Origin of the sequence: Providencia sp. PROV268, assembly GCF_028477805.1 — a bacterium.
GTDB lineage: Bacteria > Pseudomonadota > Gammaproteobacteria > Enterobacterales > Enterobacteriaceae > Providencia > Providencia stuartii.
Genome location: NZ_JAMPLW010000006.1, coordinates 147,801 through 173,043, shown reverse-complemented (window position 1 = coordinate 173,043; position 25,243 = coordinate 147,801). Strand labels below are relative to the sequence as shown.

Below are 25,243 nucleotides of genomic sequence, written 5' to 3'. Positions count from 1 at the left end.
GCCTTCTTATGAAGGCGTTGTTGTCAGAAAGTTTATATCACAGATGAAACCTGACTTGAAGTCACAGTCTGGTTTGTAAAAGCAGCGAGTGATAAAAATAGACAGGTAAACACTATGGTTAAACCTTGCATTATTGCAATGTTCAGGTTTCAATATCACTCTATTTAACAGGTTGATACCTTATTATTGAGATACCCCTTATAGCTTGAGCGAGTAATACGCTAAATAATTCAAGGTGTAACAGGGCGGCAACAGACTAGTCGGCTAGGCATAGGCAATATGTATGGCTAGCGTTAAAGGCAGTCGCCGTTTGTGTTGCGGCTTGAATCAAGGTAAGCCAATAAGGAAAAACACGTACACATTAAACGGAATAGTTCAGATGCTACAGATTTTTAATACACTGAGTCGTCAAAAAGAAGAGTTTAAACCCATTCATCCAGGGAAAATAGGGATGTACGTGTGTGGTATCACCATTTATGACTTGTGTCATATTGGTCATGGTCGAACCTTCGTCGCTTTCGATGCGATTAGCCGCTACTTGCGCTATTTGGGATATGACCTGAATTATGTGCGTAATGTAACAGATATTGACGATAAAATTATCAAACGTGCGGCTGAAAATAATGAAACCGTCGATTCGCTGACAACACGGATGTTAGCTGAGATGCATAAAGATTTTGATGCATTAAATATTTTACGCCCAGACAGTGAGCCGCGAGCCACCCAGCATATTGATGAAATTATCGAAATCACCGATCTGCTTATTAAACGAGGTCACGCTTATGTGGCAGATAACGGTGACGTGATGTTTGAAGTCAAAACGGATAAAAATTATGGTCAATTGTCTCGCCAAGACCTAGAGCAACTGCAAGCTGGCGCACGTGTTGAAGTTGCTGATTCAAAACGTAATCCGATGGACTTCGTTCTTTGGAAAATGTCAAAAGAAGGCGAGCCTAGCTGGGAATCACCATGGGGGTTAGGTCGCCCAGGTTGGCACATTGAATGTTCCGCGATGAATAGCAAAGCATTGGGTAACCATTTTGATATTCACGGCGGTGGTTCGGATTTGATGTTCCCACATCATGAAAACGAAATTGCGCAATCATCTTGTGCTCACGATGGTCCTTATGTGAATTATTGGATGCACTCAGGAATGGTGATGGTTGATCGTGAAAAAATGTCTAAGTCACTGAATAATTTCTTTACTATCCGTGATGTGCTTGAGTATTACGACCCTGAAACAGTGCGCTATTTCTTGCTATCTGGTCATTATCGTAGCCAACTTAATTACACTGAAGAGAATTTGAAACAAGCACGTACAGCCTTAGAACGTTTATATACTGCCTTACGTGGTACTGATAAATCAGTCGCCCCAGCGGGTGGTGAAATCTTTAAAAAACGTTTTGAAGATGCCATGAATGATGACTTCAATACACCTGAAGCTTATTCCGTACTGTTTGATATGGCGCGTGAAATCAACCGACTGAAGTCAGAAAATAAGGTTGCAGCCAATGAATTGGCCTCTGAGTTACGTAAATTAGCGGGGGTGCTTGGTTTACTTGAGCAAGACCCGGAAGCCTTTTTACAAGGTAATGCTCAAGGTGAAGGCGACGAAGAAGTGGCTAAAATTGAAGCGTTAATTAAACAGCGTAATGATGCTCGTAAAAATAAAGAGTGGGCATTGGCTGATGCAGCCCGTGATGAACTGACGGCAATGGGAATCGTATTAGAAGATGGTGCTCAAGGAACAACTTGGCGCCGTAAATAGTCTTATCTTTATTTAAAATCAACCCGTTAAAATTTGAGTAGATAGCACTCAATCATTTTAACGGGTTTTATTATATCTATCGATATTCAACAGCTAGCCCTATTATTAGCGCAATAAGTCAAATTTTTATCGATTCAGCTTAATAGATTAGCTGAATTAAACTTTATGCGGTATCACATATTAATTATCTTTATATTTATAAAATAGAGATAGAAAAAAACAGCGTTATTTTGGGAGTAAACGCAAGGTTGGTCTTTTTGCGACTATCATAATAAGTGTATTTTGAATAAGTTGTATTTTATAATAATTAATTATTTTTAACTTTTTTAATAAATAACAGTTATTGTCATCTAACGATAATAAGTATTAACACCTAATTGAAATAAAAAACTACCAATGGAATCTAATATAAATTTATATTCTAATTTCGTGTTTAATATTTAGTCGTTATGGGTTTTGTTGCTTGTTTTTTCGCTTTAAGTGTTTTTACTATATTATTTTAAATAAAAACTTAGATTTATATAAAGGTAAAAATAATATAATGACGTGATATTTTTCAATTATTAAAATTGTAGGTATTTACATACTTTTATTTTTATCTATTATTCTGATGAGTATGAATAAACTCCTATTCTTGTTTTAAATTGATTTTTTATTTCTTTATTTTGTATTTGTTGTGGGGTCTATTTAGGCTCTATTAATCACTACTTGTTCATGAGGTATATCATGGCTTTTAAAACTAAGTTAATTACAGCGATGTTATTTACCGGTGTCAGCCTAGGTGCTGTTGCTGGTAGTAATAGTGACAATATTACACTTAATGGTGTAATTACGGCGGTAACTTGTAATGTGACTGCTAATGGTGGTAATTCAGTATTTTATGTAGGTAAATTTGCTCAAGATACCTTTAGTCCAAATGTACAAAACGGTGATACTCCACTTGTCGTACAATTAGATGCGTGTGACAAGGCATCCGATAAAGGTGCACTGTATGTACAAGGCACAACGGCTACTTCAAATACTGCAAAAAATATCTTCATTGGTGAAAGTTCAACCGTTGGCTTTATGCTGCAAGAAGAGGGTAAAACCGATCAAGTTGTTGCAAACAAAGCAATTCCTGTGACTGTTTCTGATACTGCACCAATAACGTATACCTTCAAAGTTGGTATGGGTACAACGGATGCCTCGCCTGCTGTTGGTGCCTATTCAGCGCCAATTATTATTTCTTACGCATCTGAGTAATTAATAATATTTGAAGCGCAGAGCCCTGCGCTTCATTTTATCGTTTAAGGTGAATTATTAGGATAGGGAAATGATAGTAAAAGTATTTAGAGTTATCGGAACCATATTATTATTACTGAGTACAACTTCAGCAATGGCGGGGATCGTGCTGCATGGAACTCGTATAATTTATAATGAAAGTCAGGATAATGTAGGGGCTAATATTACTATCAAAAGTGAAGATAATTCGAATACTCCTTATTTAGTTCGTACGCAAATTTACCGTGATGTACAGGGGCAAATAGCGCAAAATAATTTTATCACCACACCTTCAATGTTCCGTTTAGAACCGAGTGACTTGAATCAAGTTAAAATTCTAAAAGTTAAAAATGACTTACCTAAAGATCGTGAGTCTATTTTTTATTTTAGAGCAATAGCGCTACCTGCAACGGATAGGTTAGATAATAACTCTACCCCCAAATTAGCAGGCTCATTGCAAATCGCAACGGGAAACACAATAAAATTATTCTATAGACCTGTTCAGTTTTCTGTCAGCCAAAAAGAGGCAATGGGCTTATTGAAGTTCTCTTTGCAAAATAATGGCTTAAAGGTGACCAATCCGACACCTTATTATATTACGCTCAGTGAAATCAAAGTGGGCAATAAGCTCGCTAAGCTGGAGCCTAAATTAGGTAATACCATGATTTCGCCTTTTAGTGACATGCTGTATCAAGATATTCACCAAAAAGGCAAAGTACAGTGGAGCGCAATCAATGACTTTGGCGGAAAGGATCAATTCGATGGTTGGGTTCAATAAGTCTTCCTCGATCTTTTTTGTGCTGATGCTAACTAACATTGGCCAATTATATGCGGTAGGTACTGCAGAAGTTGATTTGTCGGCTTCCTTAGTCGATGGTAGTTGTTCCATTGAATTATCAGATAAGGCGCTACATTTTAAGCCTTATTCGGTTGCTAGTTTCCCAACAGCAAAAACAACAGTTGAAATTCAACCTATTTCAGCAAAAGTGACCTGTGAAGGGGGAAATACCACACCGTTATTAACATTAAAAGGCATAACGCCTTATAGCGGTAATAATCAAGTTTTTTTAGACAGTACGCCTAATGGCACAGGGTTTATGATCCAGCATGGTAAAAAAGAGCTTGGATTAAATGATTTCTATAATGGTGACGCGCTAGAAAATCAAGGAAAACAGGTGGCTTTAACACCGCTAAATTCATCGAACCAATTTTCAAGTACCGAGTATTTTGGGATTGGGCTTGTAAGCGTGGATAACACAGTTACCCCTGATTTTTTAAAAGCCAATATTACATTTACCGTTCTTTTTCAGTGAAAAGTAAGGGGCCACTGTGCAGAATTTTTTTACATTGTATAAGAAATTAAAGCGGGTGACGCAAATTAGCTTGATGATACTGACATTGAGTTATTTACCCTTAGCAAAGGCTGCACCAGTTCAAATAAATTTTTCAGCTGAATACTTTCAAGGCACATGTGAAATTAGCGTTAGTCATCCAGTTATTGCGTTTAATAATGGCGCTAATATTTCGACCTCTCAGGTTAAAAATGGTACAGCTAAACAAGAAAAATTTACCTTAGACTTTATTGATTGTGATAGTAAAGGGTTAACACACTATACGCCGAAAATTAAAGTTACGGGGGAAAGCAAAACCCTTGGTGGGCGTCATCTATATGTGAACTCAGCAAGCTCAACTACTAAAGGATATGGTTTTTTACTTAGTACTGAAGGAAATACTTATTTCAAGAAAAATACTAATGTAGCCGAAACAGGATTAATTAATGCTAATTGGGTGGCAGAAAGTCCACTATCAATATTGAATAAAACCAAAATACCATTTACGGCAACAATTTCATGCGGGAATTGTAGTGGCGAATTACAAGCTGGGAAATTACACAGCACCGTAACTTTTCAATTTCTTTATGACTGAAAACGATGATGAAATATTTCTTAGCTTTATTAACATTATTGCTTAGTTCTCTATTTAATAGCGCTATTGCGGATGGCGGTGTGTTATTGAATCAAACGCGTGTGATCTTTTTAGAGACCGATAAAAACACAAAAGCAACGATTCAAAATCGTAGCAATAATACCTATTTAATTAAAGTTAATGCACTTATTTCACCTGATAGCTTAGAAAAGGCTCCCTTTTTAGTAAATCCACCATTATTTAGAATGGAGCCACAAAGTCAAAATACGGTAGTGATTGTTCCTAATCAGATAAAGCATCTACCTAAAGATAGGGAATCGGTTTTCTATTTAAGCTTTTTAGCAATACCGAGTATACCTAAGGAAGGATTAAGTGAGGAGAGTGATAATTACTCACAAGTCTCTTTTGGTTTGCAAATGGTGATTAAACTATTTTATCGCCCTGAAAGTATTATCAAGGGTGTAAATTCGTCAGCATCACAACTCACTTTTCAACAAAAAGGAAATGTTTTAGTTGTAAATAACCCAACAGCCTATTTTCAGACCTTTTCTTCGTTAAAGGTGAATGGACAACAAATTGATAATCAAAATAATGGAATGATGGTTGCACCGTTTTCGGAAATAAAATATCACATCAACCAAAATGCTAAAGAGGTAACTTGGCGAGTTGTTAATGATTTTGGTGGAGAAAGTCGAGAGTATCATTATTTAATGGGTCATACGGAGAAAAAATAATGAGACGCTCATCATGGTTTACTTTGTTTATTTTTCATTGCTTCTGGTTATTTTCTCTTTCATCTTATGGGCAAAATATGGTGAAGCATGATGGCATTGCCATGCAATCGACAAGGGTCATTTATCCAGAGTCTGCGAAAAAAGGTGTACCCTTTAAAGTGACTAATTACAGTAATATGGCTTATTTATTGCAATCTCAAGTTGTAAACCCAAATGATGATGGACTTAATAAGCCTGATTTTATTGTTTTGCCGCCATTAGAAAAAATAAATGAAAAAGACGCGGTCGTATTAATGATTAAATCAATTAATCATAAAATGCCGCAAGATCGTGAGTCACTATTTATTCTTAACATTAAGGCGATACCTAATCAGAAAAAAGAAACAGGCCATACAGGAAAGTCACAAATGATTATTGCGACACAGAATCATTTAAAACTTTTTTATCGTCCAAGTGGTTTACCCAAATATGGTACTGATGAAATATCAAAAAAATTAGTTTTTTCTCGTGATAAGGACTCTTTAGTTGTTAAAAATCCAACACCTTATTATGTCACTTTTTATTCAATAAAAGTGGGCAATCAAGATGTTGACTCTTTATCTCTATTTGAAATGGTTCCACCTATGGGGCAACAGCGGTATCCATTACCTGAGAATATTAAAGGTGAGCTTGAATGGAGTTTAATTGACCAAGATGGTGGAGTAACACAGCAATATACGCGTTTATTGTAATTATTTCAGAACTCGTTATTGAAATGAATATAAGTAAAAAAGAGCACTTACTGCTTTAGGCTTAATTTTGCTATTGATAAGTCAATGGATATAAATATGAATAGAAATAAGCACACACTACCTGCTTGCGTAAGTCCAGCTAAGTTTACATGGCATCCTATTGCGTTGTGCTTGATGTTAAGCATTCACTCCGCTACCGCAGAAGATTATTTTGATCCTGCTTTTTTACAAGCAATGGGAGAAACCGATCAAGTTGATTTATCCGTGTATTCTAAAAAAGGGAGTATTGCTCCGGGTGAATATCTCGTTTCTGTTTATATTAATAAGGTCGGTATTGGGCAACTTCCAATTACATTTAAGGAAAATAAACAAGGCGTTGTTTCTCCAGTATTAACACCTGAGCTACTAGAAAAACATGGCGTTAATATTAAGCAACTTCCTACAACAAAGGATTTGCCGTTAGATTACCCGATTGATAATTTGCCGGCTTTGATCCCAGATGCATCAACACATTTTGATATTTCTATTCTAGAACTTGAAATCAGTATTCCGCAGATAGCAATGAAATCGAGCCATACTGAGGTACTCGATCCTGACTTATTGGATTATGGGATCCCGGCACTTATTGCGAATTATAATTTAAGTTATGGGCATACTGAAAATAGTTCACGGTATAGCTCAGATAGAAAAACCGATAACTTCTTTGCAACAGTCAGAGCTGGTTTGAACGCGGGGGCATGGCGTTTACGGAGCACGATCACCCATAGCCAAATAAAAACGGATGGTGGTGATAACCAAGATAATAACCAGCACTATACCCGTTTTACGAATACATATTTATACCGCGAATTATTCCCACTGCGCTCTGTGCTGTTAGTTGGTGAAAATAATACGGGGAGTGATGTTTTTGATAGTGTTCCTTTTCGCGGTATAAAATTGAGTTCTAGCGAAGAGATGCTACCAAGCCAGCTACGGGGCTATGCTCCACCCATAGAAGGGGTTGCGAATAGTAATGCAAGGGTAACCGTTCGCCAAAATGGGAATATTATCTATGAAACCTATGTCGCTCCAGGTGCTTTTTACATCAATGATATTCAAGAAGCAGGGCTTTCAGGTGACTATGATGTCACTATCACTGAGGCAAATGGTACTGAACGGAAGTTCATTGTGCCTTACTCATCATTACCTGTCATGCTAAGGCCCGGTGGCTGGAAATATGAAGTTACGGTTGGACGTTATGACGGTAATGTGACGAATCAATCCCGCGAGGCCGATTTTTTATTAGGAACGGCTGTTTATGGGTTACCTTATGACACCACAGTTTATGGTGGTGTATTAGCTGCTGAAGATTACCAAGCTGCAAACGTAGGAACGGGTATTTCACTAGGCAACGTAGGTGCCATTTCTCTTGATATCACGGCTTCTGCTGCAAAATTAAATCACAACTCACGGAAAACGGGGCAGTCTTATCGCCTTCGTTACTCGAAAAGTATGATGAATACGGGAACCTCCGTAGATCTCACCGCATTACGTTATTCAACACGTAACTATTATAATTTTAGTGAATTTAACTCTGAAGGTTATCAGCTTGAAGACGGGGTTTACCCGTGGTCAATGCAAAGACGGCGTAGTAGTTTCCAAACTCAAGTCAGCCAGCGTATGGGAGAATGGGGAACAATTTACCTTCGAGCTACGCGTGATGATTATTGGGGAAGCTCTAGAACCCAAACTGGAGGTTCGATTGGCTACAGTAATAGCTATAAAGGGATAACTTATGGCAGTAACTTTACTATTGATAGGGTTAAAGATGATAACGGAAATTGGCCTGAGAATAGACAAATTTCCTTTAACATAAGTATTCCATTTAGTGTATTTGGTTATTCAGATTCCTTACAGTCTATTTATTCTACTAGCTACTATACACGCGATAACAATGGTAAATCGCAAATTCAAACTGGGATAAATGGTAGTTTGATGGATGGTGATTTTACCTATAGCGCTTCTCAAAGTTGGGAAAATAAAGATGGCGCTAATAGCAGTAATATTAATGCTGGTTATCAAGGAAGTAAGGGAAGTATTACCGCGGGGTATAGTTATAGTAGCCAGATGAAGACATTTAATATGAACGCAAATGGCGGCATGCTGCTCCATTCCGGCGGACTTACACTGACAAAAAATATGGGGGAATCAGTCGCATTAGTTTATTTACCGGATGCACCGAATGTCAGTATTAATAATGGTTCCTCTTACTCTGATTGGCGAGGTTATGGTATAGCTCCTTATCTTTCTGACTATAAGAGAAATAGTATCAGTATCGACCCAACAACATTACCTGATGATGTCGATGTTGCTCAAACAAATATCAATATTTATCCGAGTAAGGGCGCAGTTGTTCCGGTTAAATTTGCGACAAAACGAGGGTATCAAGTGTTAATGACGTTGATTAAGAATAATGTCAATGTGCCGTTTGGTGCGATAGCTAGCTTACAAAATACGTCAGATAGTTATAGCAGCATCGTTGGTGATTCAGGGCTGGTTTATTTAACAGGATTACCTGAAAAAGGAAAATTATTGGTTAAATGGGGGGAGTCTACAGAAAAACAATGTGAAGTTCGCTTCGATTTAGCCAATATCGAGTTAGAGGCAGACCAACCAATACGCCAAGTAACTTATACATGTACCCCTGTGAAATTATAAAATAGATTAAGGTATTTGCCTGACCATGAAATATTATTATTTTAAATATAAAACCATGATGAGTTCAGTGTTTAATAAATATATGACTAGCACAGTCATTGCCTTTGGTTTTATCCATCCAGTCGCGTTGGCTGCAAATTTTAATGCGATGCCTGGCCAAGAGATTATTTCACTTGGTAATGTGAACGCCGAAATAACCCTAACAAAAATTAGTGCCGTAAATTCATCTAGCGCGATTAGGGCCGATGGTTTTGGTATTAATACATCTTCTTCTAAGGTTGATTGCTTACCAAGCTCGTATGAAATGACGGTGGGTAAAATGAAAGGTTATAGGGTAGATCAGGACATAATTATTGGTTTTCGTAGTACAAATGCAACAGGGGTTGCGTCGGTTGGAGCAGGTGCGAGCACATCAGGACCTTTTCATGATGTTACTGTAAAAGGGGCGTGGGATAACTACGGTAATTATACACCGTCACCAGTACAAAATGCGTCGACCATGTGGTGTGGCTCTGCTTGGCCTGAAGCAACTCAGCATCAATGGAATACGAATAGGAAAAATAATAAGGCATCAATACGAGGGGAGTTATTTTTATATGTTGGTAATAATGCAAAGCCTGGCTCTTATACGTTACCGAGTCTTTATCTTATAAAATCAGCTTCATCGGGTGATTTGGTCTCCCATCTAATTTTTCCGAGCGGAACAGTGACGGTCAGTTATCCACCTTGTTCCATTTCAACGCCGACAGAAGTCTCATTTGATACGAGAAAAGGGCTTCCCGTTATCAATCCAACATCTTCAATTAGTGTGAATTGTGGTGCTAATGATGGGCGAGCTTTCCAAATTGCTATTTCAGGGCAGCCTGTTGCCCCATCAACTGCCGTCGGAAATCATGCAATTAGCTTACACTATAGTGATGGCACAATCGGGGGATTAGTGCGCGGCTATATTGGCAGTAATGCGGCAGCAGATGCAGTAGGCTGCGTGGATAGGACTTCAAGTATCCCTTTTTCTGTCAATAACCAAGGGTTAAATTTCATGCAAATAGGCGCACAAACCGCAAGCTCTTCACAATCTCAGCCGCTGGTATGGTCGCTATGTCCTAATAAGACGGAAAAACCAGGGAAAGCAACCGGCGCAGCACAGCTTGATATAATTTTCAAATAAAAATAAGTAAGATAAAAAAGTCCCCCATTGAAGGGGGAAAACAGAAGTATATTAATTGTTATCATAATCAAGTAGGAGTTGCTATTAGGTGTGGTTGTTGCACCTCTTACAAACTTGCTTTTCGATAATGGCACACAGTGCAGCAGAAAGGCAATATAGGTATAGGCGGTTATTATCACATTTCGAGACTAAATAATTCTTGGGCTATTAATTTCTTAAATTAATCATCTAGTTTAGGAAGAATAGTTTATTGGAATAGAGTGCAAATATTTCTCCTAATTCGGATGTCGGTCACAGATAAGTTATTCAGTTATAGCTCGTTGGTGGGATAAAGCTTACTCGCCTTCATTTTAAGATGAGATTGAGATGAGCCGACTCGGTGGTAAGTGAGAGAGAAAAGTATGTTAATAGAGAAAATGGCGGTAAAAGTAAGCTGATCTGCACATCAGCTTACTTGTTGGTATTTAGTCTTGAACTTTGATTTTTTGGTCGCCCATAGAAACTACTTTTCCTGCCGCGATTTTGCAACGCTTGCGAGTTTCTATTACGCCATCAACTTGCACTAAGCCTTCAGCGATCATGGCCTTAGCCATTGCCCCGCTTTCTGCCCATCCTTCTATTTTGAGCAAATCACACAGTTCTATGTGTGGGTGGCCTTCAAGCCTGAAAATATCCATGACAGCTCCTGATTTCATTAAATATCGTGATACTCTTCGCACGCTTGCAATGTATTTTGGATCAGTGTGGCTACCGTCATCGGGCCAACACCACCTGGTACAGGGGTGATCCAAGAGGCATATTTGGAGGCCTCATCAAAGTCTACATCACCGGTGACTTTACCATTTTCAAGGCGGTTGATGCCAACATCAATCACGATAGCACCCGGTTTAACCCATTCACCCGGAATAAAATTCGGTTTTCCTACAGCAACAACTAAAAGATCGGCATTGCGAACGTGTTGCTCAAGATCTTTTGTAAAACGGTGAGTCACGGTGGTTGTACAGCCAGCAAGTAGCAGCTCCAAGCTCATAGGGCGACCAACAATATTAGATGCACCAATGATAACGGCATTTAGCCCATAGGTGTTAATACCGTAGCGGTCGAGCAGGGTAACAATCCCTCTTGGTGTGCATGGGCGTAGACGTGGTGCGCGTTGGCATAAACGGCCGACATTATAAGGGTGAAACCCATCAACGTCTTTATCTGGGTGAATGCGCTCAATAACTTTAACGTTATCGATGCCCGCCGGCAGAGGTAACTGAACTAAGATACCATCGATTTCAGTATCTTGGTTTAAATCATCGATCAGTTTTAGAAGCTCTGCTTCAGTTGTTGTATCAGGCAAATCATAAGAGCGAGATAGGAAACCCACTTCTTCACATGCACGGCGTTTGCTGCCGACATAAATTTGTGAAGCCGGGTTTGCACCGACTAAGATAACAGCAAGGCCTGGTGCGCGTTTGCCCTGTTCTATACGTTGTTGGACTTTTTGGGCAACTTCCTGCCGAATTGTCTGCGCAATCGTTTTCCCATCAATAATTTTTGCTAACATCTGTGACTTAATCCATATATGAGACTTGGGGATGTGCCTATTTTGTCAGAAGTTAGCGCCAATGTCAGTTCAATCTGTAACATAAAATGAGCAGATAGTTATTTTAGTAGAGAAAAGCCATTGACTCAGCGCGTAGCAACCGTATAATTCAACGCCATCAACCGTATAGGTTGCCGCATTTCTCTTATGCGCCCTTAGCTCAGCTGGATAGAGCAACGGCCTTCTAAGCCGTAGGTCACAGGTTCGAACCCTGTAGGGCGTACCATTTCGAAGTCAATGGACATCAACTGATGTCTTTTTTTATGCCTAAAATTCAGTGAATTAATTTAATTACTGTGAAAATAATCAGATAGCGTTATGCCATATTCAACCCGATAAGCTACAGCAAAATGGCTTTATCGAGCGTTTTAATGGTTCGTTTTGTCGTAATTTTTTGATTTGCTTATTTATTTGAATCGTTGAGCCAAGCTAGAGAGTTAGCGTGGTATTATCATCATTGATTCTTACCTTTTCTATCAACTAGTACAAAAAGGAACAAATGGTTTATAAATAAAACATATTCGATTTGACGTATGTGTTTTTTAGGTATAATTTAAAGAAAAGGCTAAAGAGGTACATATGGAACCATTACAACTGTTTAAAATTTTAGGCGACCAAACTAGGCTCGATATCGTGCTGCTTTTGAAAGCATCGGGTGAGCTATGTGTCTGTGATATCTACACGGCCTTAAATTTATCGCAACCGAAGACCTCTCGACATCTAGCAATGCTTAGAGAGGCGGGTCTTCTACTCGATTCAAAACATGGGAAATGGGTTCATTATCGGCTATCTCCGGCATTACTACCGTGGGTAAAAAGTATCATTGATGTCACCTATGCCACAGAGAAAAATAGAGTCGCAGATTTACTCAAAAGCTTAGAGAAAAAAGAATCTGCTAATCGCTGTTCTATATAAAATTTTTTAAATTAACATATTCGAAAAATCATATATAAGGTTGAGACATGAAAAAACTCGAAGTATTTGATCCCGCGTTATGCTGTAGCACTGGCGTTTGTGGAACAGAAGTTGATCAAGCATTAGTGGACTTTGCAACAGATGCAGATTGGTTAAAAAAACAAGGAGCGAATGTAAAGCGTTTTAATTTAGCGCAAGAGCCTATGGCATTTGTTAACAACATAAAAGTAAAAACATTTCTGGAAACCGCTGGCGCCGAATCACTCCCACTCTTTATTCTTGATGGTGAGATTGTGCTGACAGGTCGATACCCTAAACGTCATGAGCTAGCAAGATGGTTTGGTATTCGCCTGAATATTGAGAAGGTGGAGACAGTTAAGTCGTGTTGCGGTAATGACAAAACATGTTGTTAACAGGGGCGATAAAATGAATTTTTTAGACAGCACACCTAATTATTTATTTTTCACTGGAAAAGGGGGGGTGGGTAAAACCTCTATTTCCTGTGCGACAGCAATCAAGTTGGCAGAGGAAGGGAAAAAAGTCTTACTGGTGAGTACGGATCCGGCTTCTAATGTTGGGCAGGTATTTTCTCAATCGATTGGCAACAATATTCAGCCAATAACATTGGTTCCAAACCTATTTGCCATTGAAATAGACCCTCAAGCTGCTGCCGAAGAATATCGAAATAAAATTATTAATCCAATCAAAGAAAATTTACCTGAAGCGGTAATTCAAAGCATTACGGAGCAGCTATCAGGCGCCTGTACCACAGAGATTGCGGCTTTCGATGAATTTACTGGATTGTTAACCAATACCGAAATTACCCGCCAATTTGACCATATCATTTTTGATACCGCACCTACGGGGCATACCATCCGTTTATTACAACTCCCGAGCGCGTGGAGTGATTTTATTAGTGACAATCCTGACGGTGCGACATGTTTAGGCCCAATGTCTGGCCTTGAAAAACAACGTGAGCAGTACAGCATGGCAGTGCAAGCGTTGAGTGATAACTCACTAACAAGGTTAGTATTGGTTGCACGTCCTCAGTCAGCCGCTTTGAGGGAGGTTGCGAGGACCTATAGTGAATTGTCTTCTCTGGGTATCAAAAATCAACAATTGATTATAAATGGTGTTTTCCCGGAAACGGCGATGACTGAAAATGATAAGTTATCCCATGCACTCTACTCTCAAGAGCAAGCCGCATTAAAGTCTCTGCCTGAGGCATTGCGTTCGTTACCCATTGATATTCTTTATTTGCAAAATATCAATATGGTTGGTGTCGATGCATTGAAGCAGTTGTTATCGAATGACATGCCACAATTTTCAACCATTACTCCGACAAAACAACCTATTTCTTTACCCTCCTTGTCAGAACTGGTTGGGGAAATATCTCAGCAACAACATGGGCTGATTATGTTAATGGGCAAAGGCGGTGTTGGGAAAACAACGATTGCAGCATCAATAGCGGTTAAATTGGCAGAAAAAGGGCTTGATGTGCATCTGACTACATCAGATCCTGCTGCTCATGTTGAATCAACACTTGATGGTGTTTTACCCAATCTTCAAGTTAGCCGAATTGATCCCATCGCCGAAACTGAACGCTATCGTAATTATGTCTTAGAAACAAAAGGGAAAGATTTAGATGCAGAGGGGCGTGCATTACTTGAGGAAGATTTGCGCTCTCCATGTACTGAAGAAATTGCTGTGTTTCAGGCCTTTTCTCGCATCATTAGAGACGCAGGGAAACGTTTTGTCGTCATGGATACTGCACCGACTGGACATACATTATTACTTCTTGATGCAACAGGGGCATATCATAAAGAAATTGCTAAGAAAATGGGCAAAAAAGGCCACTTTTTGACCCCTATGATGCAATTACAAGATCCTGAGCGCACCAAAGTCATTATTACGACACTCGCTGAAACAACGCCTGTGCTTGAGGCGGAAAACTTACAGAATGACTTAATACGGGCAGATATACATCCGTGGGCGTGGGTAATTAATAATAGCCTATCTATCACGGAAACTACCTCACCATTGTTACTTTCAAGGGCAGAGCAGGAAGTCGTTCAGATTGAAAAGGTGGCATCAACGTTAGCAAAACGTGTTGCTATCGTTCCTTTACTTGAGACTGAGCCTGTGGGGATATCCGCATTAAGTCAGCTCGCAGAATAAGTTTTATTTTTAGAAAATAAAAGGTGCACGAAAGCACCTTTTAAACGAGGTTGTTATGTTTATTGCCGCATTAATTTTTGTTCTAACGATTACGTTTGTTATATGGCAGCCCAAAGGGTTGGGTATTGGCTGGAGTGCTACAGTAGGGGCTGTATTAGCACTGATCTTTGGTGTGATCAGTTTTCAAGACATTCCGATTGTTTGGAACATTGTTTGGAATGCCACCGCGACATTTGTTGCAGTGATTATTATTAGCCTACTTTTAGATGAAAGTGGTTTCTTTGAATGGGCGGCATTACATGTTGCCAAGTGGGGCGGTGGTAAAGGAAGGCTGTTATTCAGTTATATCGTATTGCTTGGTGCAACTGTTGCAGCCTTATTTGCCAATGATGGTGCGGCATTGATATTAACGCCCATTGTGATTGCGATGTTACTTGCACTTGGTTTCAACAAAGGCACGACGTTAGCGTTTGTCATGGCGGCGGGTTTTATTGCAGATACAGCGAGCTTACCGCTTATCGTTTCAAACCTCGTGAATATTGTTTCTGCGGACTTCTTTAATATTGGATTTACTGAATATGCCTCAATTATGGTGCCAGTGGATATCGCGGCGATTATCGCAACGTTAGTGATGCTGCATTGGTTTTTCCGTAAAGATATTCCTAAGCAATATGATATGACTAAATTGAGTGAGCCTGCTTTAGCCATTAAGGACATGACAACGTTTAAAGCAGGTTGGCTCGTATTGGTGCTGTTGCTCATCGGTTTCTTTGTTTTAGAACCATTAGGTATCCCTGTTAGCGCTATTGCTGCAATTGGCGCCTTAATTCTTTGGGTGATTGCAGCCAGAGGCCATACGATTAATACCAAAAAAGTCTTACGTGGTGCACCGTGGCAAATCGTCATTTTCTCTTTAGGTATGTACTTGGTGGTTTATGGCTTAAGAAATGCAGGGTTAACCGATTATCTTTCTGAAACGCTCAATTACCTTGCCGATAAAGGGTTATGGGTAGCAACTCTGGGAACTGGATTTATTACCGCATTTTTATCATCCATAATGAATAACATGCCAACGGTATTAATTGGTGCTCTATCCATTGAAGGGAGTGAAGCGTCAGGGGTAATTCAGCAAGCAATGGTTTATGCCAATGTAATTGGCGCAGATTTAGGGCCAAAAATTACACCAATTGGTAGCTTAGCAACATTGTTGTGGTTACATGTTTTATCACAAAAGAACATGACCATTACATGGGGATATTATTTCAAAACAGGGATTATCATGACGATCCCTGTGCTCATTGTCACACTCGTTGCTTTAGTGCTTCGACTTTCATTGTTAAATTAAGGGTAACCCAATGAATGAGATCACCATCTACCACAACCCAAATTGTGGCACTTCACGCAATACCCTTGCAATGATCCGCAATAGTGGTATTGAGCCGGCGATTATTCATTATCTAGAAACACCACCCTCTAGAGATGTGTTAGTAAAACTTATTGCCGATATGAAAATCACGGTAAGGGCGTTATTACGAAAAAATGTCGAACCCTATGAACAATTAAATTTAGAACAAGATAGCTATACAGATGACCAACTCATTGATTTTATGTTGCAGTACCCGATACTAATTAATAGGCCGATTGTCGTCACTCCGCTAGGCGTAAAGTTGTGTCGGCCTTCTGAAGTCGTGTTAGATATCTTACCTAATCAGCAACAAAATGAATTTATCAAAGAAGATGGTGAAGTTGTCGTTGATAAACAAGGGTGCAGAATAAAGTAAATGATGCTTTGAAATCATTGTTGTTGGTTAATGTTTATCAGCGACATTCTTTGTTGGAATAGACCAAATGCCCTTATGGCAAGTAGGGCAGTATTTTTGATTATTTGTAAAGTCGTCATGGCACGGTACACAAAACCAATCCATAACCTTTAAAATCGGTAAAACGGAATGAAATTACTGATTAAGTTTATACGTTGAATGAGTTAACAATAAGGGCCATTTTAATAGATACATTAAAATGGCCCTTATTGTAATAAGTTGATTAATCAAGCGAAGGTTAAAATGTCACTGTTACTTTTGAAGAGATTGTTTTATCCGTAGCTTCTAATAAGGCTCTTTCTATCTCTTTTGATGTAAGAAGGGGGGGAAGATGCGTGATAGTTATCTTATTTTACCTTCTATTTTTATTGAAATTTTATTCTGTTTAAAAACAAAGTGTTATGATACCCTCTAAAAAATAAGGTATTTTGCACAAATTAGCCATAATTTATTGTTGCACGAAGGTTTTTTCCTGATAGTTTATAGTGTACTGCCGTATAGGCAGCTTAGAAAACAACTCAGCGTTATGGGAAAGGCTCATAGTTGTGTACTGCCGTATAGGCAGCTTAGAAAAGTCGCAATTCTCGACGATATGTCCGTACAGCGTGTACTGCCGTATAGGCAGCCTAAAAATGATAAATGATTATCCTGTGTGCTTTCCAATAAGCTGCACAGGCTTCTTTTTTCGCTATTTTAAGATTAATAATTAGATTATATTTATTGAGATTTCTAGTTTATTAAAACAGTGCAATTCCTTTAAACAATAAAATTAATCGGTGAGGCAGGATGAAACTGCTAAATAAAACAATCTATACGCTTATTGTGGCATTTATATCAACAGCGGCAATGGCAGAGGAGTGTATAGGTGATAGTACCTATCAAGCATGTACAAGATCGAGTACTAATGCACAAGGCGATAATATTATTGAATCGTATGATACTGACGGTAACTCATATTCAATAACATCTGGCTCAAGAGACTATGCGGATGGTTCATCTGAAGTCTTTTCAGTTGATAGTGAAGGCAATGAATACTCGATAAAAAGTTGGTGTGACAGCTCTGGATGCCATACATCTGATAGCGAAGGGAATACGTGCACAATAACAAATACTGGTGAGATGATAGGCTGTTAAATGATAAAGAAAATACTAATAATATTTATTGTTTTAATCAGTGCAATATCTGTATTTGCATATAATAAGCTGACAATTTTTACTGTTCAGCCAATAGGCGCAATACCGGATGGTGTCACTGTTGTTATGTGGAAGAAAGGTGATATGCGTTTTTTTGAAAGTCCTGACGGATTATGTATGCAGAGAGTCGGCAAGGTTAATTTACTCTGTAGGATGACAATGTTAGGAAGCGCTATTGATAAAGATAATATTATTATCAGACTTCCCTATAGTGAATATGCCTATTTAAAATCAACAAATGGCAGAAAATTTGATAGATGATAAGACTCATAACTATTATTAGGGGTATGATGAGTTAGTGTTTTTAACTATTTTTGATATGTCTTCGCTAAATGGTGATTTAAACTTTTATACCCATTAGGTGCGTGATATATAAAATCAATCATTACAAAGTGATTGATATCTTTTCTCTATCATTTATCTTATTGAAAATAAAGGATAAATAGACGATGGCGGATTGATGAAATTTTTGAATTAAAAATAAGAATAACTGTCTAACTTACATTGCATATCGCAAAGACGAAGTGTTGAGATACATATGTACGCTAAAAACCTGTTCTCCCTAAAGTTACTCCATCCCAAATACGCTACAACATGGTTAGGAATTGTTATTTTATTTTTATTGGTTCAACTCCCTTATAAATGGCTTGTTCGGCTTGGTGCATTTTTGGGGGTTAATTCGAAGTATTTTATTAAAAGACGAGTTTCCATTATAAAAAGAAACTTAGAATTGTGTTTTCCAAATAAAAACCGCAAAGAAATAGACGATTTAGTTATCGAAAACTTGAGATCGCTAGGTATTGCGTTATTTGAAACCGGAATAGCGTGGTTCTGGAGTGATAAAAGAATTAAAAAGCTCTTTCAAGTCAAAGGAATATCTAATTATCAAGAAGCTATTGCCAAAAATAAAGGGGTAATTATCGTTGGGGTTCATTTTATGTCGCTGGAGTTAGGTGGCAGAATTATGGGGCTATGCTTTCCTGTAAATGCGATGTATCGACCACATAACAACAAAGCAATGGAATATATTCAAACAAAGGGTCGATGTCGTTCTGGCAAAGGAATGATTGATCGTAAAAATTTAAGATTTATGGTTCAAGAATTAAAAAGTGGCAAGGCCATTTGGTTCGCACCTGACCAAGATTTTGGTCGAAAGGGAACTGTATTTGCTCCGTTTTTTTCAGTCAAAAATACTTCAACGTCAAAAGGTACATCAACGCTTGCTCAATTATCTCACTCACCAACATTAACTGTCACACTGCTACGTAACCGTAATGGTATTAGTTATGACTTGGTGCTAGGGAAAGAAATAGTCAATTACCCAACTAGCGATACGCTACATGATGCCGCGACAATTAACTCTGTACTAGAGAAAGAAATAATGAAAGCACCAGAGCAGTACTTGTGGGCGCATAGAAGGTTTAAAACTCGCCCTGATGGGGAGCCTTCTCTCTATATTTAGAAAATGGTGACGCAAGATAAGGGGGATTCCCCCTATAATATAAGACCCGCATTGGTTGGGTCTTTTTAATTATTTGGTACTTCAAACATAAAGGGTATTTATTGGTAAGAGAGGGAATAGGAATAATTAATTATAGCAAATAATCCTATTTCTAGGTTACCCGTAATATTACATTTCCCAATGATCATCAACCCATGTAGCTTCTGAGTCTTCGATGCTAACACTCCATTGTGCTGTCGAAAACGCTAGAGTTAATTGCGAAAGACAATCTAACCAATAATCGATAGACTCGAGCAAAATGGACTCATCATCAAGTGGTAATTTTGTTGAACCTTGTAGTAAGAATTGATCTGATGGCTCTTCATAAAAATAGAGAGTCTCCGCATCTTCTTTGTATGGAAAGGCTTGATTCAACTGATTTACCATGGTTTCAAACGTATTTTTTTCTTCAATATTGAAAGGAGTCTTTTTTGTTGCGGAATAATAAATAGAAACGCCCATATTCGTACCTTGCTTGTAAGAATCCAATGTAAGAGATAAGTCAGATAATAAAAAAGAGGGGTAATATTTTAAATAAGAGTTAACTGAGATTGGCATGCTCAAGCAGAGCCTTTGCTTAAAATGTGACGTTAATTGATCGCTGTGACTGTGGTAGCTGGCTAACCTCTGGGCTAAGGCGAAACTAAATGCTGTTATTGAACTTATCGCTTAATCATTGGCTAGTCTGAATACCTCGATACTGAAAAATGACTTAAGAAGGTGAAAAGGCAAAGAATATTAAAAAACGTGTATCGCACAAAGAAGGAGACTATAAAAATAGCGAATTTTATTTTGCTAATTACCTTAATTTAAAAAAATATTGCCATACGGACGATAACATAAAAAATTATTGTAAGGCTGCTTAAGAAGGTCAGTAAGTTATTTTTATCTTCATTTATTATGACATAGACAAGCGGTGCGATAAAAAAGAGGATAGAAAAAATATAAAAATATAATGCGTAGCCGCGTAGAGAAAACATGAATGTCCAGCCTTTAATTTTACTGACTATCGTATGCTGCATACGAACAATAAAAATCAAAGTATAGTATTTAATTCTCTTGGTGAGTAGGATATTTCTTATTTTTAATGAAGTGAGAATTAAGATATATCTGACAAATTTAGTTATTAATACTTAATAATGATGTGTGTTTTTATTTTAAATTTCATTTTGTCGTGATGAACAAATCGAGAGTAGGAAAGAGACAGATCACAACCTCCGTCGACTTTTTATATAAACTCAGTGCCCATCATTAGGGCTATTGATAGAAATTTTATTTTTAAATATCGGATTAAATTGATGTGATAGTTTGTTTATTACCTTGTAGTTTCTATGCTTAATTTATCTGATAAATTTAATGGTAATTGATATTAAGGCACCTATTTGCAGATTATTTATTTCCTAGATACAATGAAAATACTTTAAAAATCATTGGTTACAAATCTATCGCGTACCATTAATCTTAACTTTTAGGGTAAAAATGAAAAAACATATTCTCTCAATTACAGTACTTAGCGCCGCCACATTGTTGGTTACAGGCTGTAGCTCAAATAATGATATGTGGGGTGAATTCGCGAATATTCTGAGCGACGCCAACCCAGTTGTTCAAGAGTCAGAGGAATGGGAAGCATATAGTATTAAAACAACACAGCAGGGTGTGACTTACGCTTCTGCTAGCTCTGCTGATCAACAGTTTGTCAGCAAAAAAATGGATGCTGAATATGCTGATGCTCTATATCGCGTATCAAGCCCTTTTGCGAGAAGCGATAAAACGAAAGAACAGTTAGCTAAAGACAACCAAGGTTATCGTTTTAAATATAATGAAATCATGGTGGTAAAAGATAAAAAAACGGCTAACACAATTGGGTATTGTGTGAATTATGACTCTGACCAAATAGAAAATGGTCAAGTAAAACCAGTGAAAGAAAAAGATAAGATTAGAAACCACTTTATCTATGTCGATAAAGTTAAGCCTTTATCTGTAATGACCGTTGGCAGCGACTTTACTAAAGTGATGTGCGGTGAAGAATTTTATAATAAATATAAAAAATAAGTTTCATCACAATCACTTCTTATAGGCAAAAAGAATTATTGTTGTGCCATCATTTAATATCCAATGAGTTAGGAGGAAGCTCCTAACTCGGACTGGGGGATTTTTATATCAGCCTAAATTGAATATAGCACAGTTAGTTGATATCAGATCAGCACCTCTCTAGACCACCTTATTTTTAAGCATGATTTTTTTGATCAGCCTTGAAAGGGAAATACCGACAAAGCTAGGCCTAGCAATGAAAATGAATGAGTGGGAAAAGGTTGACAAAGGGCGCCTATTATTTGTTCTAGCTCCCAGTTTTATATCAATATGATTTATTCTTTGATTCGAAGAAAGTCGGGGTCTAGGTACTGATAATACAATACGTAAGCACTGTAGGTTAAATTGTGGTGAGATATGAGATAACCATTAAATAGCTTTAACTAACATGAATAGTCTCGTCATAACAGCTCAAAGAATAAGGTTAATTTTAGTGTGAAATTTAATCTTAAAATAATAGAGAGTAAAGTGCGATGGCATAAAAAGACCTTAATTAATAAGTGGTCAATAATATCCGTAAGAGTGATTCAAGAGTCCCCCTTTTTTTAATGGTTATTGATATATTAAGCTAAAAATGAATTGATAAAATACTTAAGTAAAATAACGTATCCTGTTAGCTTTAATATTGCCCAAATCGTAGGTCTACGATAGGTTAATTTTCCTACAGATGTTACAAATTCTCCCTAGCGACCAAGTGTTTTTCTTTTAAATAATGAAAATAACTATTCATTTATAGTGACTTGTCATTTTTCTGTTAGCGCTAAATATATTATATCTTGCAGAAGTTCCGATATTGATAGAATAGGGTTTTGCATTGCTATTTGTCTAAAAAGTATTCAGTTTTATTTAGTTAATATTCTATTTTTATTTTATGAATAAACATTCATTAAAAATAATTTTTAACAAATAAATTTAATTTTAATCTAAATTAGAATACAATTACGTTACAAATAAAAATTAAATGATGATCTTATTATTTAGATACTGACGTTCATTTGATAAAAGGAAATGTTTTAAAATGGCAATAACTAGAAGAAAGTTTCTTATCGGCGGGGCTGTTGTAGCCGTGGCTGGTGGGGCGGGAATTTTAACCCCGATGTTAACTCGAGAAGGTAGATTTGTTCCTGGCACACCAAGACATGGGTTTGTTGAAGGAACCGCAGGTCCTCTACCTAAGCAAGCTGACGTTGTTGTGATTGGTGCTGGTATTTTAGGTATTATGACCGCTATCAATCTTGTTGAACGCGGCTTGTCTGTTGTAATCGTTGAGAAGGGGAATATTGCTGGCGAACAATCTTCTAGATTCTATGGCCAAGTCATTACTTACAAAATGCCTGATGAGACATTCCTGCTTCATCATATTGGTAAACAGCGTTGGAGAGAAATGAATGCGAAAGTGGGTGTCGATACTAGCTATCGTACTCAAGGGCGCGTAGAAGTTCCTCTTGATGAAGAAGATTTAGATCACGTCAGAAAATGGATTGATACAAGAAGTAAGAATGTCGGTTCAGATATTCCATTCAAAACTAGAATTATTGAAGGTGATGAATTAAATCAGCGCCTTCGTGGAGCTACATCAAATTGGACAATCGCCGGTTTTGAAGAAGACTCAGGTAGCCTAGATGCTGAGATTGCAACCTTTGTTATGGCGGAATACGCTAAAAAAATTGGGGTTAAGATCTACACAAACTGTGCTGCAAGAGGCTTAGAAACTCAAGCGGGTGCAATTTCTGATGTTGTGACAGAAAAAGGTGCGATTAAAACTTCTAGAGTGGTTGTTGCTGGCGGTGTATGGTCTAGACTGTTCATGCAAAATCTGAATGTTGACGTACCAACATTACCGGCTTACCAATCTCAGCAATTGATCAGTGGTTCACCTACTGCACCGGGTGGTAACGTCGCTTTACCAGGTAACATTTTCTTCCGTGAGCAAGCTGATGGCACCTATGCGACTTCGCCTCGTGTGATCGTTGCTCCAGTCGTAAAAGAATCATTTATCTATGGTTATAAATATCTGCCATTGCTATCAATGCCAGATTTCCCAGTACACATTTCATTAAATGAACAGTTAATTAATTCATTTACACAACCGACACACTGGGAGCTAGACGAAGTTTCTCCGTTTGAGAAAAATAGGAATATGACCGCACTGCCAGATATTCCTGAGCTAAATTCTTCATTAGAGAAATTGAAAGCAGAGTTCCCTGCATTTAAAGACTCTAAACTTATCGACCAGTGGAGTGGTGCGATGGCGATAGCACCAGATGAGAATCCTATCATTTCTCAAGTTAATGAATATCCAGGTCTGGTGATTAACACCGCGACAGGTTGGGGTATGACAGAAAGCCCTGTTTCTTCTGAAATCACGGCAGATCTACTGTTAGGTAAAGAACCTTCATTGGATGTGAAACCATTTAGCCTTTACAGATTTTAGATTAAATCGATTTTAAGTTATCCGACCCATATTTGATAACAGCCCTCCTTGTGAGGGCATTTTTTGCTTTCTGCAATCTATTCCCTCATGCTAATGCTAAATAAGGCCGCTATTAGCGCATTCGAGAATCCATGCAGGAGGGGAGTCATCTCATTCGTGTAAAGGAAAATACAAAATATGTGGGCCATTTAATTTCTTATCTCTTTCTATGCAGAAAGGAATGATTGTATTTACGCTAACGGATACAGTTACTTTTTGAAGCTGTAGTAATACGGTGATGTACCATGATGGTAGAAATTTATATCGGTTGATTGATTGTCGTAAGATATAGAAAGTGAGGTGACAAAGCAGCCATGGTTAATAGGTATTTAAAGGAAGAAACAGCGATTGAGCATCATTACAAATGAAGCTAACTGTATTTAAGGCGGGTCGTAGGTATTTACTCTGACTTTAAGGATAACAATACGCAGGCTTTTATCTTTGCTGATGTGCTTAGTGACTATTGATAGTTATTTTTACTGATTACGTATTGCTCTTTTGATTTATGGTAAAAAGTGAATTAGGTGCTAATACGTAATTTTTAATCAACTAACGGCAAAAACAGGTGCATGTGTGTTGTTAAAAAGACAAAGTCAAATGTTATAGCTCAATGTATTCAACGTTACTTAGTTTACCCTGTTCATTATAAATTTATATATTTCAGGTAGATATAGTGAAAAACTAATAAATATAAATGCGGCTATAAAATAGATGTTGATAGACTCCATGGTTACTGTTGTTGAAATCGTTGCGACAGCTAAGATTGTCACAATGATACGTCGGCTATTTGCAGTCATTATATTGGACAGCTCATTAAAAAATGTTTCAAAAAATCTAAACATAACAATTCCTTTTTATCGTTTCATGCTGAGTGTATATGATTTAAATAAATTATTGAAGTTTTTATTAGCTATTTGTGCTATTTAATATTACACCAAATTATCAAACTGGCTGATTTTTATCTTTTTTTAATGCAGGGCCGTAAAAAGTAATTTATAAAATTTATTATTACGATGAAATATTTAAATTAAAATAATAAAGAGATATAAAAGGCAATGGATGTTGTTTCCATCTGATTGATTTGAATGGGTTATTTTTTATTCTTATCCTTTCTAATAAGAATATTTCATGCTGGAATTATTATTAAAACATCAATGATTAAGTTGGTGTGGAAATAAGGTTAAGTGTTAATACTT

Annotated in this window: 23 protein-coding genes, 1 tRNA gene and 1 pseudogene; 21 read left to right on the top strand and 4 right to left on the bottom strand. The window is 37.6% G+C overall.

What is annotated here, in order from left to right:
• The first annotated feature begins 379 nt into the window (after positions 1 to 379).
• From cysS to PR699_RS05940, 9 genes are all read left to right on the top strand, one after another.
• Complete coding sequence (gene cysS / locus PR699_RS05980) at positions 380 to 1,768, top strand: cysteine--tRNA ligase (RefSeq protein WP_014656534.1); 1,389 nt, start codon at positions 380 to 382, stop codon at positions 1,766 to 1,768.
• A 726-nt stretch (positions 1,769 to 2,494) separates the two neighbouring features.
• Positions 2,495 to 3,010, top strand: a complete 516-nt coding sequence (locus PR699_RS05975) for a fimbrial protein (protein WP_014656533.1) — start codon at positions 2,495 to 2,497, stop codon at positions 3,008 to 3,010.
• A 70-nt stretch (positions 3,011 to 3,080) separates the two neighbouring features.
• Positions 3,081 to 3,806 (top strand): molecular chaperone, encoded by a 726-nt coding sequence (locus tag PR699_RS05970; protein WP_014656532.1) that lies wholly within the window; start codon positions 3,081 to 3,083, stop codon positions 3,804 to 3,806.
• Positions 3,790 to 4,341 (top strand): fimbrial protein, encoded by a 552-nt coding sequence (locus PR699_RS05965; RefSeq protein ID WP_004922332.1) that lies wholly within the window; start codon positions 3,790 to 3,792, stop codon positions 4,339 to 4,341. Before PR699_RS05970 ends, PR699_RS05965 begins: the two co-directional genes overlap by 17 nt.
• A 16-nt stretch (positions 4,342 to 4,357) precedes the next feature.
• On the top strand, positions 4,358 to 4,954 hold the full coding sequence (locus PR699_RS05960; RefSeq protein WP_014656531.1) for a fimbrial protein: 597 nt from the start codon (positions 4,358 to 4,360) through the stop codon (positions 4,952 to 4,954).
• Between the two features lie 8 nt (positions 4,955 to 4,962).
• Entirely contained in the window at positions 4,963 to 5,688 is a 726-nt protein-coding gene (locus PR699_RS05955) for a molecular chaperone (RefSeq protein WP_014656530.1), read from the top strand.
• Positions 5,688 to 6,419 carry a molecular chaperone gene (locus tag PR699_RS05950; RefSeq protein ID WP_014656529.1) on the top strand — a complete coding sequence of 244 codons (732 nt, stop codon included), beginning with the start codon at positions 5,688 to 5,690 and terminating at the stop codon, positions 6,417 to 6,419. Before PR699_RS05955 ends, PR699_RS05950 begins: the two co-directional genes overlap by 1 nt.
• A gap of 96 nt (positions 6,420 to 6,515) precedes the next feature.
• Positions 6,516 to 9,116 carry a fimbria/pilus outer membrane usher protein gene (locus PR699_RS05945; protein WP_014656528.1) on the top strand — a complete coding sequence of 867 codons (2,601 nt, stop codon included), beginning with the start codon at positions 6,516 to 6,518 and terminating at the stop codon, positions 9,114 to 9,116.
• A 25-nt stretch (positions 9,117 to 9,141) separates the two neighbouring features.
• Positions 9,142 to 10,284 carry a hypothetical protein gene (locus PR699_RS05940; RefSeq protein ID WP_004922316.1) on the top strand — a complete coding sequence of 381 codons (1,143 nt, stop codon included), beginning with the start codon at positions 9,142 to 9,144 and terminating at the stop codon, positions 10,282 to 10,284.
• Between the two features lie 464 nt (positions 10,285 to 10,748).
• Here the strand turns inward: PR699_RS05940 and ybcJ are convergent, their stop codons facing one another.
• Together ybcJ and folD are read right to left on the bottom strand one after the other, a co-directional pair.
• Positions 10,749 to 10,961: a ribosome-associated protein YbcJ gene (gene ybcJ, locus PR699_RS05935; RefSeq protein ID WP_014656527.1), complete on the bottom strand. Its 213-nt coding sequence runs from the start codon at positions 10,959 to 10,961 to the stop codon at positions 10,749 to 10,751.
• Positions 10,962 to 10,978: 17 nt separating this feature from the next.
• A complete protein-coding gene (gene folD / locus PR699_RS05930) occupies positions 10,979 to 11,836 on the bottom strand; it encodes a bifunctional methylenetetrahydrofolate dehydrogenase/methenyltetrahydrofolate cyclohydrolase FolD (protein ID WP_004922311.1) in 858 nt (285 codons plus the stop codon).
• Positions 11,837 to 12,024: 188 nt separating this feature from the next.
• Between folD and PR699_RS05925 the strand changes: the two genes are divergently transcribed.
• The 7 genes and pseudogenes from PR699_RS05925 to arsC all read left to right on the top strand — a co-directional run bounded on the left by PR699_RS05925 (position 12,025) and on the right by arsC (position 16,749).
• Positions 12,025 to 12,101, top strand: a tRNA-Arg gene (locus tag PR699_RS05925).
• 48 nt (positions 12,102 to 12,149) lie between these two features.
• Positions 12,150 to 12,327, top strand: a pseudogene (locus tag PR699_RS05920) (integrase core domain-containing protein); the annotation flags it as partial.
• Between the two features lie 127 nt (positions 12,328 to 12,454).
• Complete coding sequence (locus PR699_RS05915; protein WP_004922304.1) at positions 12,455 to 12,790, top strand: metalloregulator ArsR/SmtB family transcription factor; 336 nt, start codon at positions 12,455 to 12,457, stop codon at positions 12,788 to 12,790.
• Positions 12,791 to 12,837: 47 nt separating this feature from the next.
• Entirely contained in the window at positions 12,838 to 13,203 is a 366-nt protein-coding gene (gene arsD / locus PR699_RS05910; protein WP_004922301.1) for an arsenite efflux transporter metallochaperone ArsD, read from the top strand.
• A 13-nt stretch (positions 13,204 to 13,216) separates the two neighbouring features.
• On the top strand, positions 13,217 to 14,968 hold the full coding sequence (arsA, locus tag PR699_RS05905) for an arsenical pump-driving ATPase (RefSeq protein ID WP_014656470.1): 1,752 nt from the start codon (positions 13,217 to 13,219) through the stop codon (positions 14,966 to 14,968).
• 55 nt (positions 14,969 to 15,023) lie between these two features.
• On the top strand, positions 15,024 to 16,313 hold the full coding sequence (locus PR699_RS05900; protein WP_004922295.1) for an arsenic transporter: 1,290 nt from the start codon (positions 15,024 to 15,026) through the stop codon (positions 16,311 to 16,313).
• 10 nt (positions 16,314 to 16,323) lie between these two features.
• Positions 16,324 to 16,749 (top strand): glutaredoxin-dependent arsenate reductase, encoded by a 426-nt coding sequence (arsC, locus tag PR699_RS05895; RefSeq protein ID WP_014656469.1) that lies wholly within the window; start codon positions 16,324 to 16,326, stop codon positions 16,747 to 16,749.
• A 27-nt stretch (positions 16,750 to 16,776) separates the two neighbouring features.
• Here arsC and PR699_RS19670 read toward each other — a convergent pair whose 3' ends face one another.
• Positions 16,777 to 16,893, bottom strand: a complete 117-nt coding sequence (locus PR699_RS19670) for a putative zinc ribbon protein (RefSeq protein ID WP_113742863.1) — start codon at positions 16,891 to 16,893, stop codon at positions 16,777 to 16,779.
• A gap of 681 nt (positions 16,894 to 17,574) precedes the next feature.
• Here PR699_RS19670 and PR699_RS05890 point away from each other — a divergent pair.
• The 3 genes from PR699_RS05890 (at position 17,575) to lpxL (ending at position 19,444) form a co-directional block, all read left to right on the top strand.
• A complete protein-coding gene (locus PR699_RS05890; protein ID WP_014656468.1) occupies positions 17,575 to 17,922 on the top strand; it encodes a hypothetical protein in 348 nt (115 codons plus the stop codon).
• Positions 17,923 to 18,243, top strand: coding sequence for a hypothetical protein (locus tag PR699_RS05885; protein ID WP_004922284.1), 321 nt, complete (start codon positions 17,923 to 17,925; stop codon positions 18,241 to 18,243).
• Positions 18,244 to 18,520: 277 nt separating this feature from the next.
• Positions 18,521 to 19,444 (top strand): LpxL/LpxP family Kdo(2)-lipid IV(A) lauroyl/palmitoleoyl acyltransferase, encoded by a 924-nt coding sequence (lpxL, locus tag PR699_RS05880; RefSeq protein ID WP_014656467.1) that lies wholly within the window; start codon positions 18,521 to 18,523, stop codon positions 19,442 to 19,444.
• Positions 19,445 to 19,612: 168 nt separating this feature from the next.
• On the opposite strand, the gene PR699_RS05875 is transcribed toward lpxL, so the two are convergent.
• Complete coding sequence (locus PR699_RS05875; RefSeq protein ID WP_036943980.1) at positions 19,613 to 19,945, bottom strand: hypothetical protein; 333 nt, start codon at positions 19,943 to 19,945, stop codon at positions 19,613 to 19,615.
• 1,017 nt (positions 19,946 to 20,962) lie between these two features.
• On the opposite strand from PR699_RS05875, the gene PR699_RS05870 reads away from it, so the two are divergent.
• Positions 20,963 to 21,535 carry a hypothetical protein gene (locus PR699_RS05870; protein WP_014656465.1) on the top strand — a complete coding sequence of 191 codons (573 nt, stop codon included), beginning with the start codon at positions 20,963 to 20,965 and terminating at the stop codon, positions 21,533 to 21,535.
• A 1,057-nt stretch (positions 21,536 to 22,592) separates the two neighbouring features.
• Positions 22,593 to 24,008, top strand: coding sequence for an FAD-binding oxidoreductase (locus PR699_RS05865; RefSeq protein ID WP_004922269.1), 1,416 nt, complete (start codon positions 22,593 to 22,595; stop codon positions 24,006 to 24,008).
• Positions 24,009 to 25,243: the final 1,235 nt, after the last annotated feature.

What these genes read in the sequence shown, in the direction of transcription:
- arsA (WP_014656470.1), top strand. Translation starts at nt 13,217, where the DNA reads ATGAATTTTTTAGACAGCACACCTAATTATTTATTTTTCACTGGAAAA.
- arsD (WP_004922301.1), top strand. Translation starts at nt 12,838, where the DNA reads ATGAAAAAACTCGAAGTATTTGATCCCGCGTTATGCTGTAGCACTGGC.
- PR699_RS05940 (WP_004922316.1), top strand. Translation starts at nt 9,142, where the DNA reads ATGAAATATTATTATTTTAAATATAAAACCATGATGAGTTCAGTGTTT.
- PR699_RS05955 (WP_014656530.1), top strand. Translation starts at nt 4,963, where the DNA reads ATGAAATATTTCTTAGCTTTATTAACATTATTGCTTAGTTCTCTATTT.
- ybcJ (WP_014656527.1), bottom strand. Translation starts at nt 10,961, where the DNA reads ATGGATATTTTCAGGCTTGAAGGCCACCCACACATAGAACTGTGTGAT.
- PR699_RS05950 (WP_014656529.1), top strand. Translation starts at nt 5,688, where the DNA reads ATGAGACGCTCATCATGGTTTACTTTGTTTATTTTTCATTGCTTCTGG.
- PR699_RS05945 (WP_014656528.1), top strand. Translation starts at nt 6,516, where the DNA reads ATGAATAGAAATAAGCACACACTACCTGCTTGCGTAAGTCCAGCTAAG.
- cysS (WP_014656534.1), top strand. Translation starts at nt 380, where the DNA reads ATGCTACAGATTTTTAATACACTGAGTCGTCAAAAAGAAGAGTTTAAA.
- PR699_RS05915 (WP_004922304.1), top strand. Translation starts at nt 12,455, where the DNA reads ATGGAACCATTACAACTGTTTAAAATTTTAGGCGACCAAACTAGGCTC.
- PR699_RS05865 (WP_004922269.1), top strand. Translation starts at nt 22,593, where the DNA reads ATGGCAATAACTAGAAGAAAGTTTCTTATCGGCGGGGCTGTTGTAGCC.
- PR699_RS05975 (WP_014656533.1), top strand. Translation starts at nt 2,495, where the DNA reads ATGGCTTTTAAAACTAAGTTAATTACAGCGATGTTATTTACCGGTGTC.
- PR699_RS05870 (WP_014656465.1), top strand. Translation starts at nt 20,963, where the DNA reads ATGAAAAAACATATTCTCTCAATTACAGTACTTAGCGCCGCCACATTG.
- PR699_RS05875 (WP_036943980.1), bottom strand. Translation starts at nt 19,945, where the DNA reads ATGGGCGTTTCTATTTATTATTCCGCAACAAAAAAGACTCCTTTCAAT.
- folD (WP_004922311.1), bottom strand. Translation starts at nt 11,836, where the DNA reads ATGTTAGCAAAAATTATTGATGGGAAAACGATTGCGCAGACAATTCGG.
- PR699_RS05890 (WP_014656468.1), top strand. Translation starts at nt 17,575, where the DNA reads ATGAAACTGCTAAATAAAACAATCTATACGCTTATTGTGGCATTTATA.
- PR699_RS05900 (WP_004922295.1), top strand. Translation starts at nt 15,024, where the DNA reads ATGTTTATTGCCGCATTAATTTTTGTTCTAACGATTACGTTTGTTATA.
- arsC (WP_014656469.1), top strand. Translation starts at nt 16,324, where the DNA reads ATGAATGAGATCACCATCTACCACAACCCAAATTGTGGCACTTCACGC.
- lpxL (WP_014656467.1), top strand. Translation starts at nt 18,521, where the DNA reads ATGTACGCTAAAAACCTGTTCTCCCTAAAGTTACTCCATCCCAAATAC.
- PR699_RS05970 (WP_014656532.1), top strand. Translation starts at nt 3,081, where the DNA reads ATGATAGTAAAAGTATTTAGAGTTATCGGAACCATATTATTATTACTG.
- PR699_RS05885 (WP_004922284.1), top strand. Translation starts at nt 17,923, where the DNA reads ATGATAAAGAAAATACTAATAATATTTATTGTTTTAATCAGTGCAATA.
- PR699_RS19670 (WP_113742863.1), bottom strand. Translation starts at nt 16,893, where the DNA reads ATGGATTGGTTTTGTGTACCGTGCCATGACGACTTTACAAATAATCAA.
- PR699_RS05965 (WP_004922332.1), top strand. Translation starts at nt 3,790, where the DNA reads ATGGTTGGGTTCAATAAGTCTTCCTCGATCTTTTTTGTGCTGATGCTA.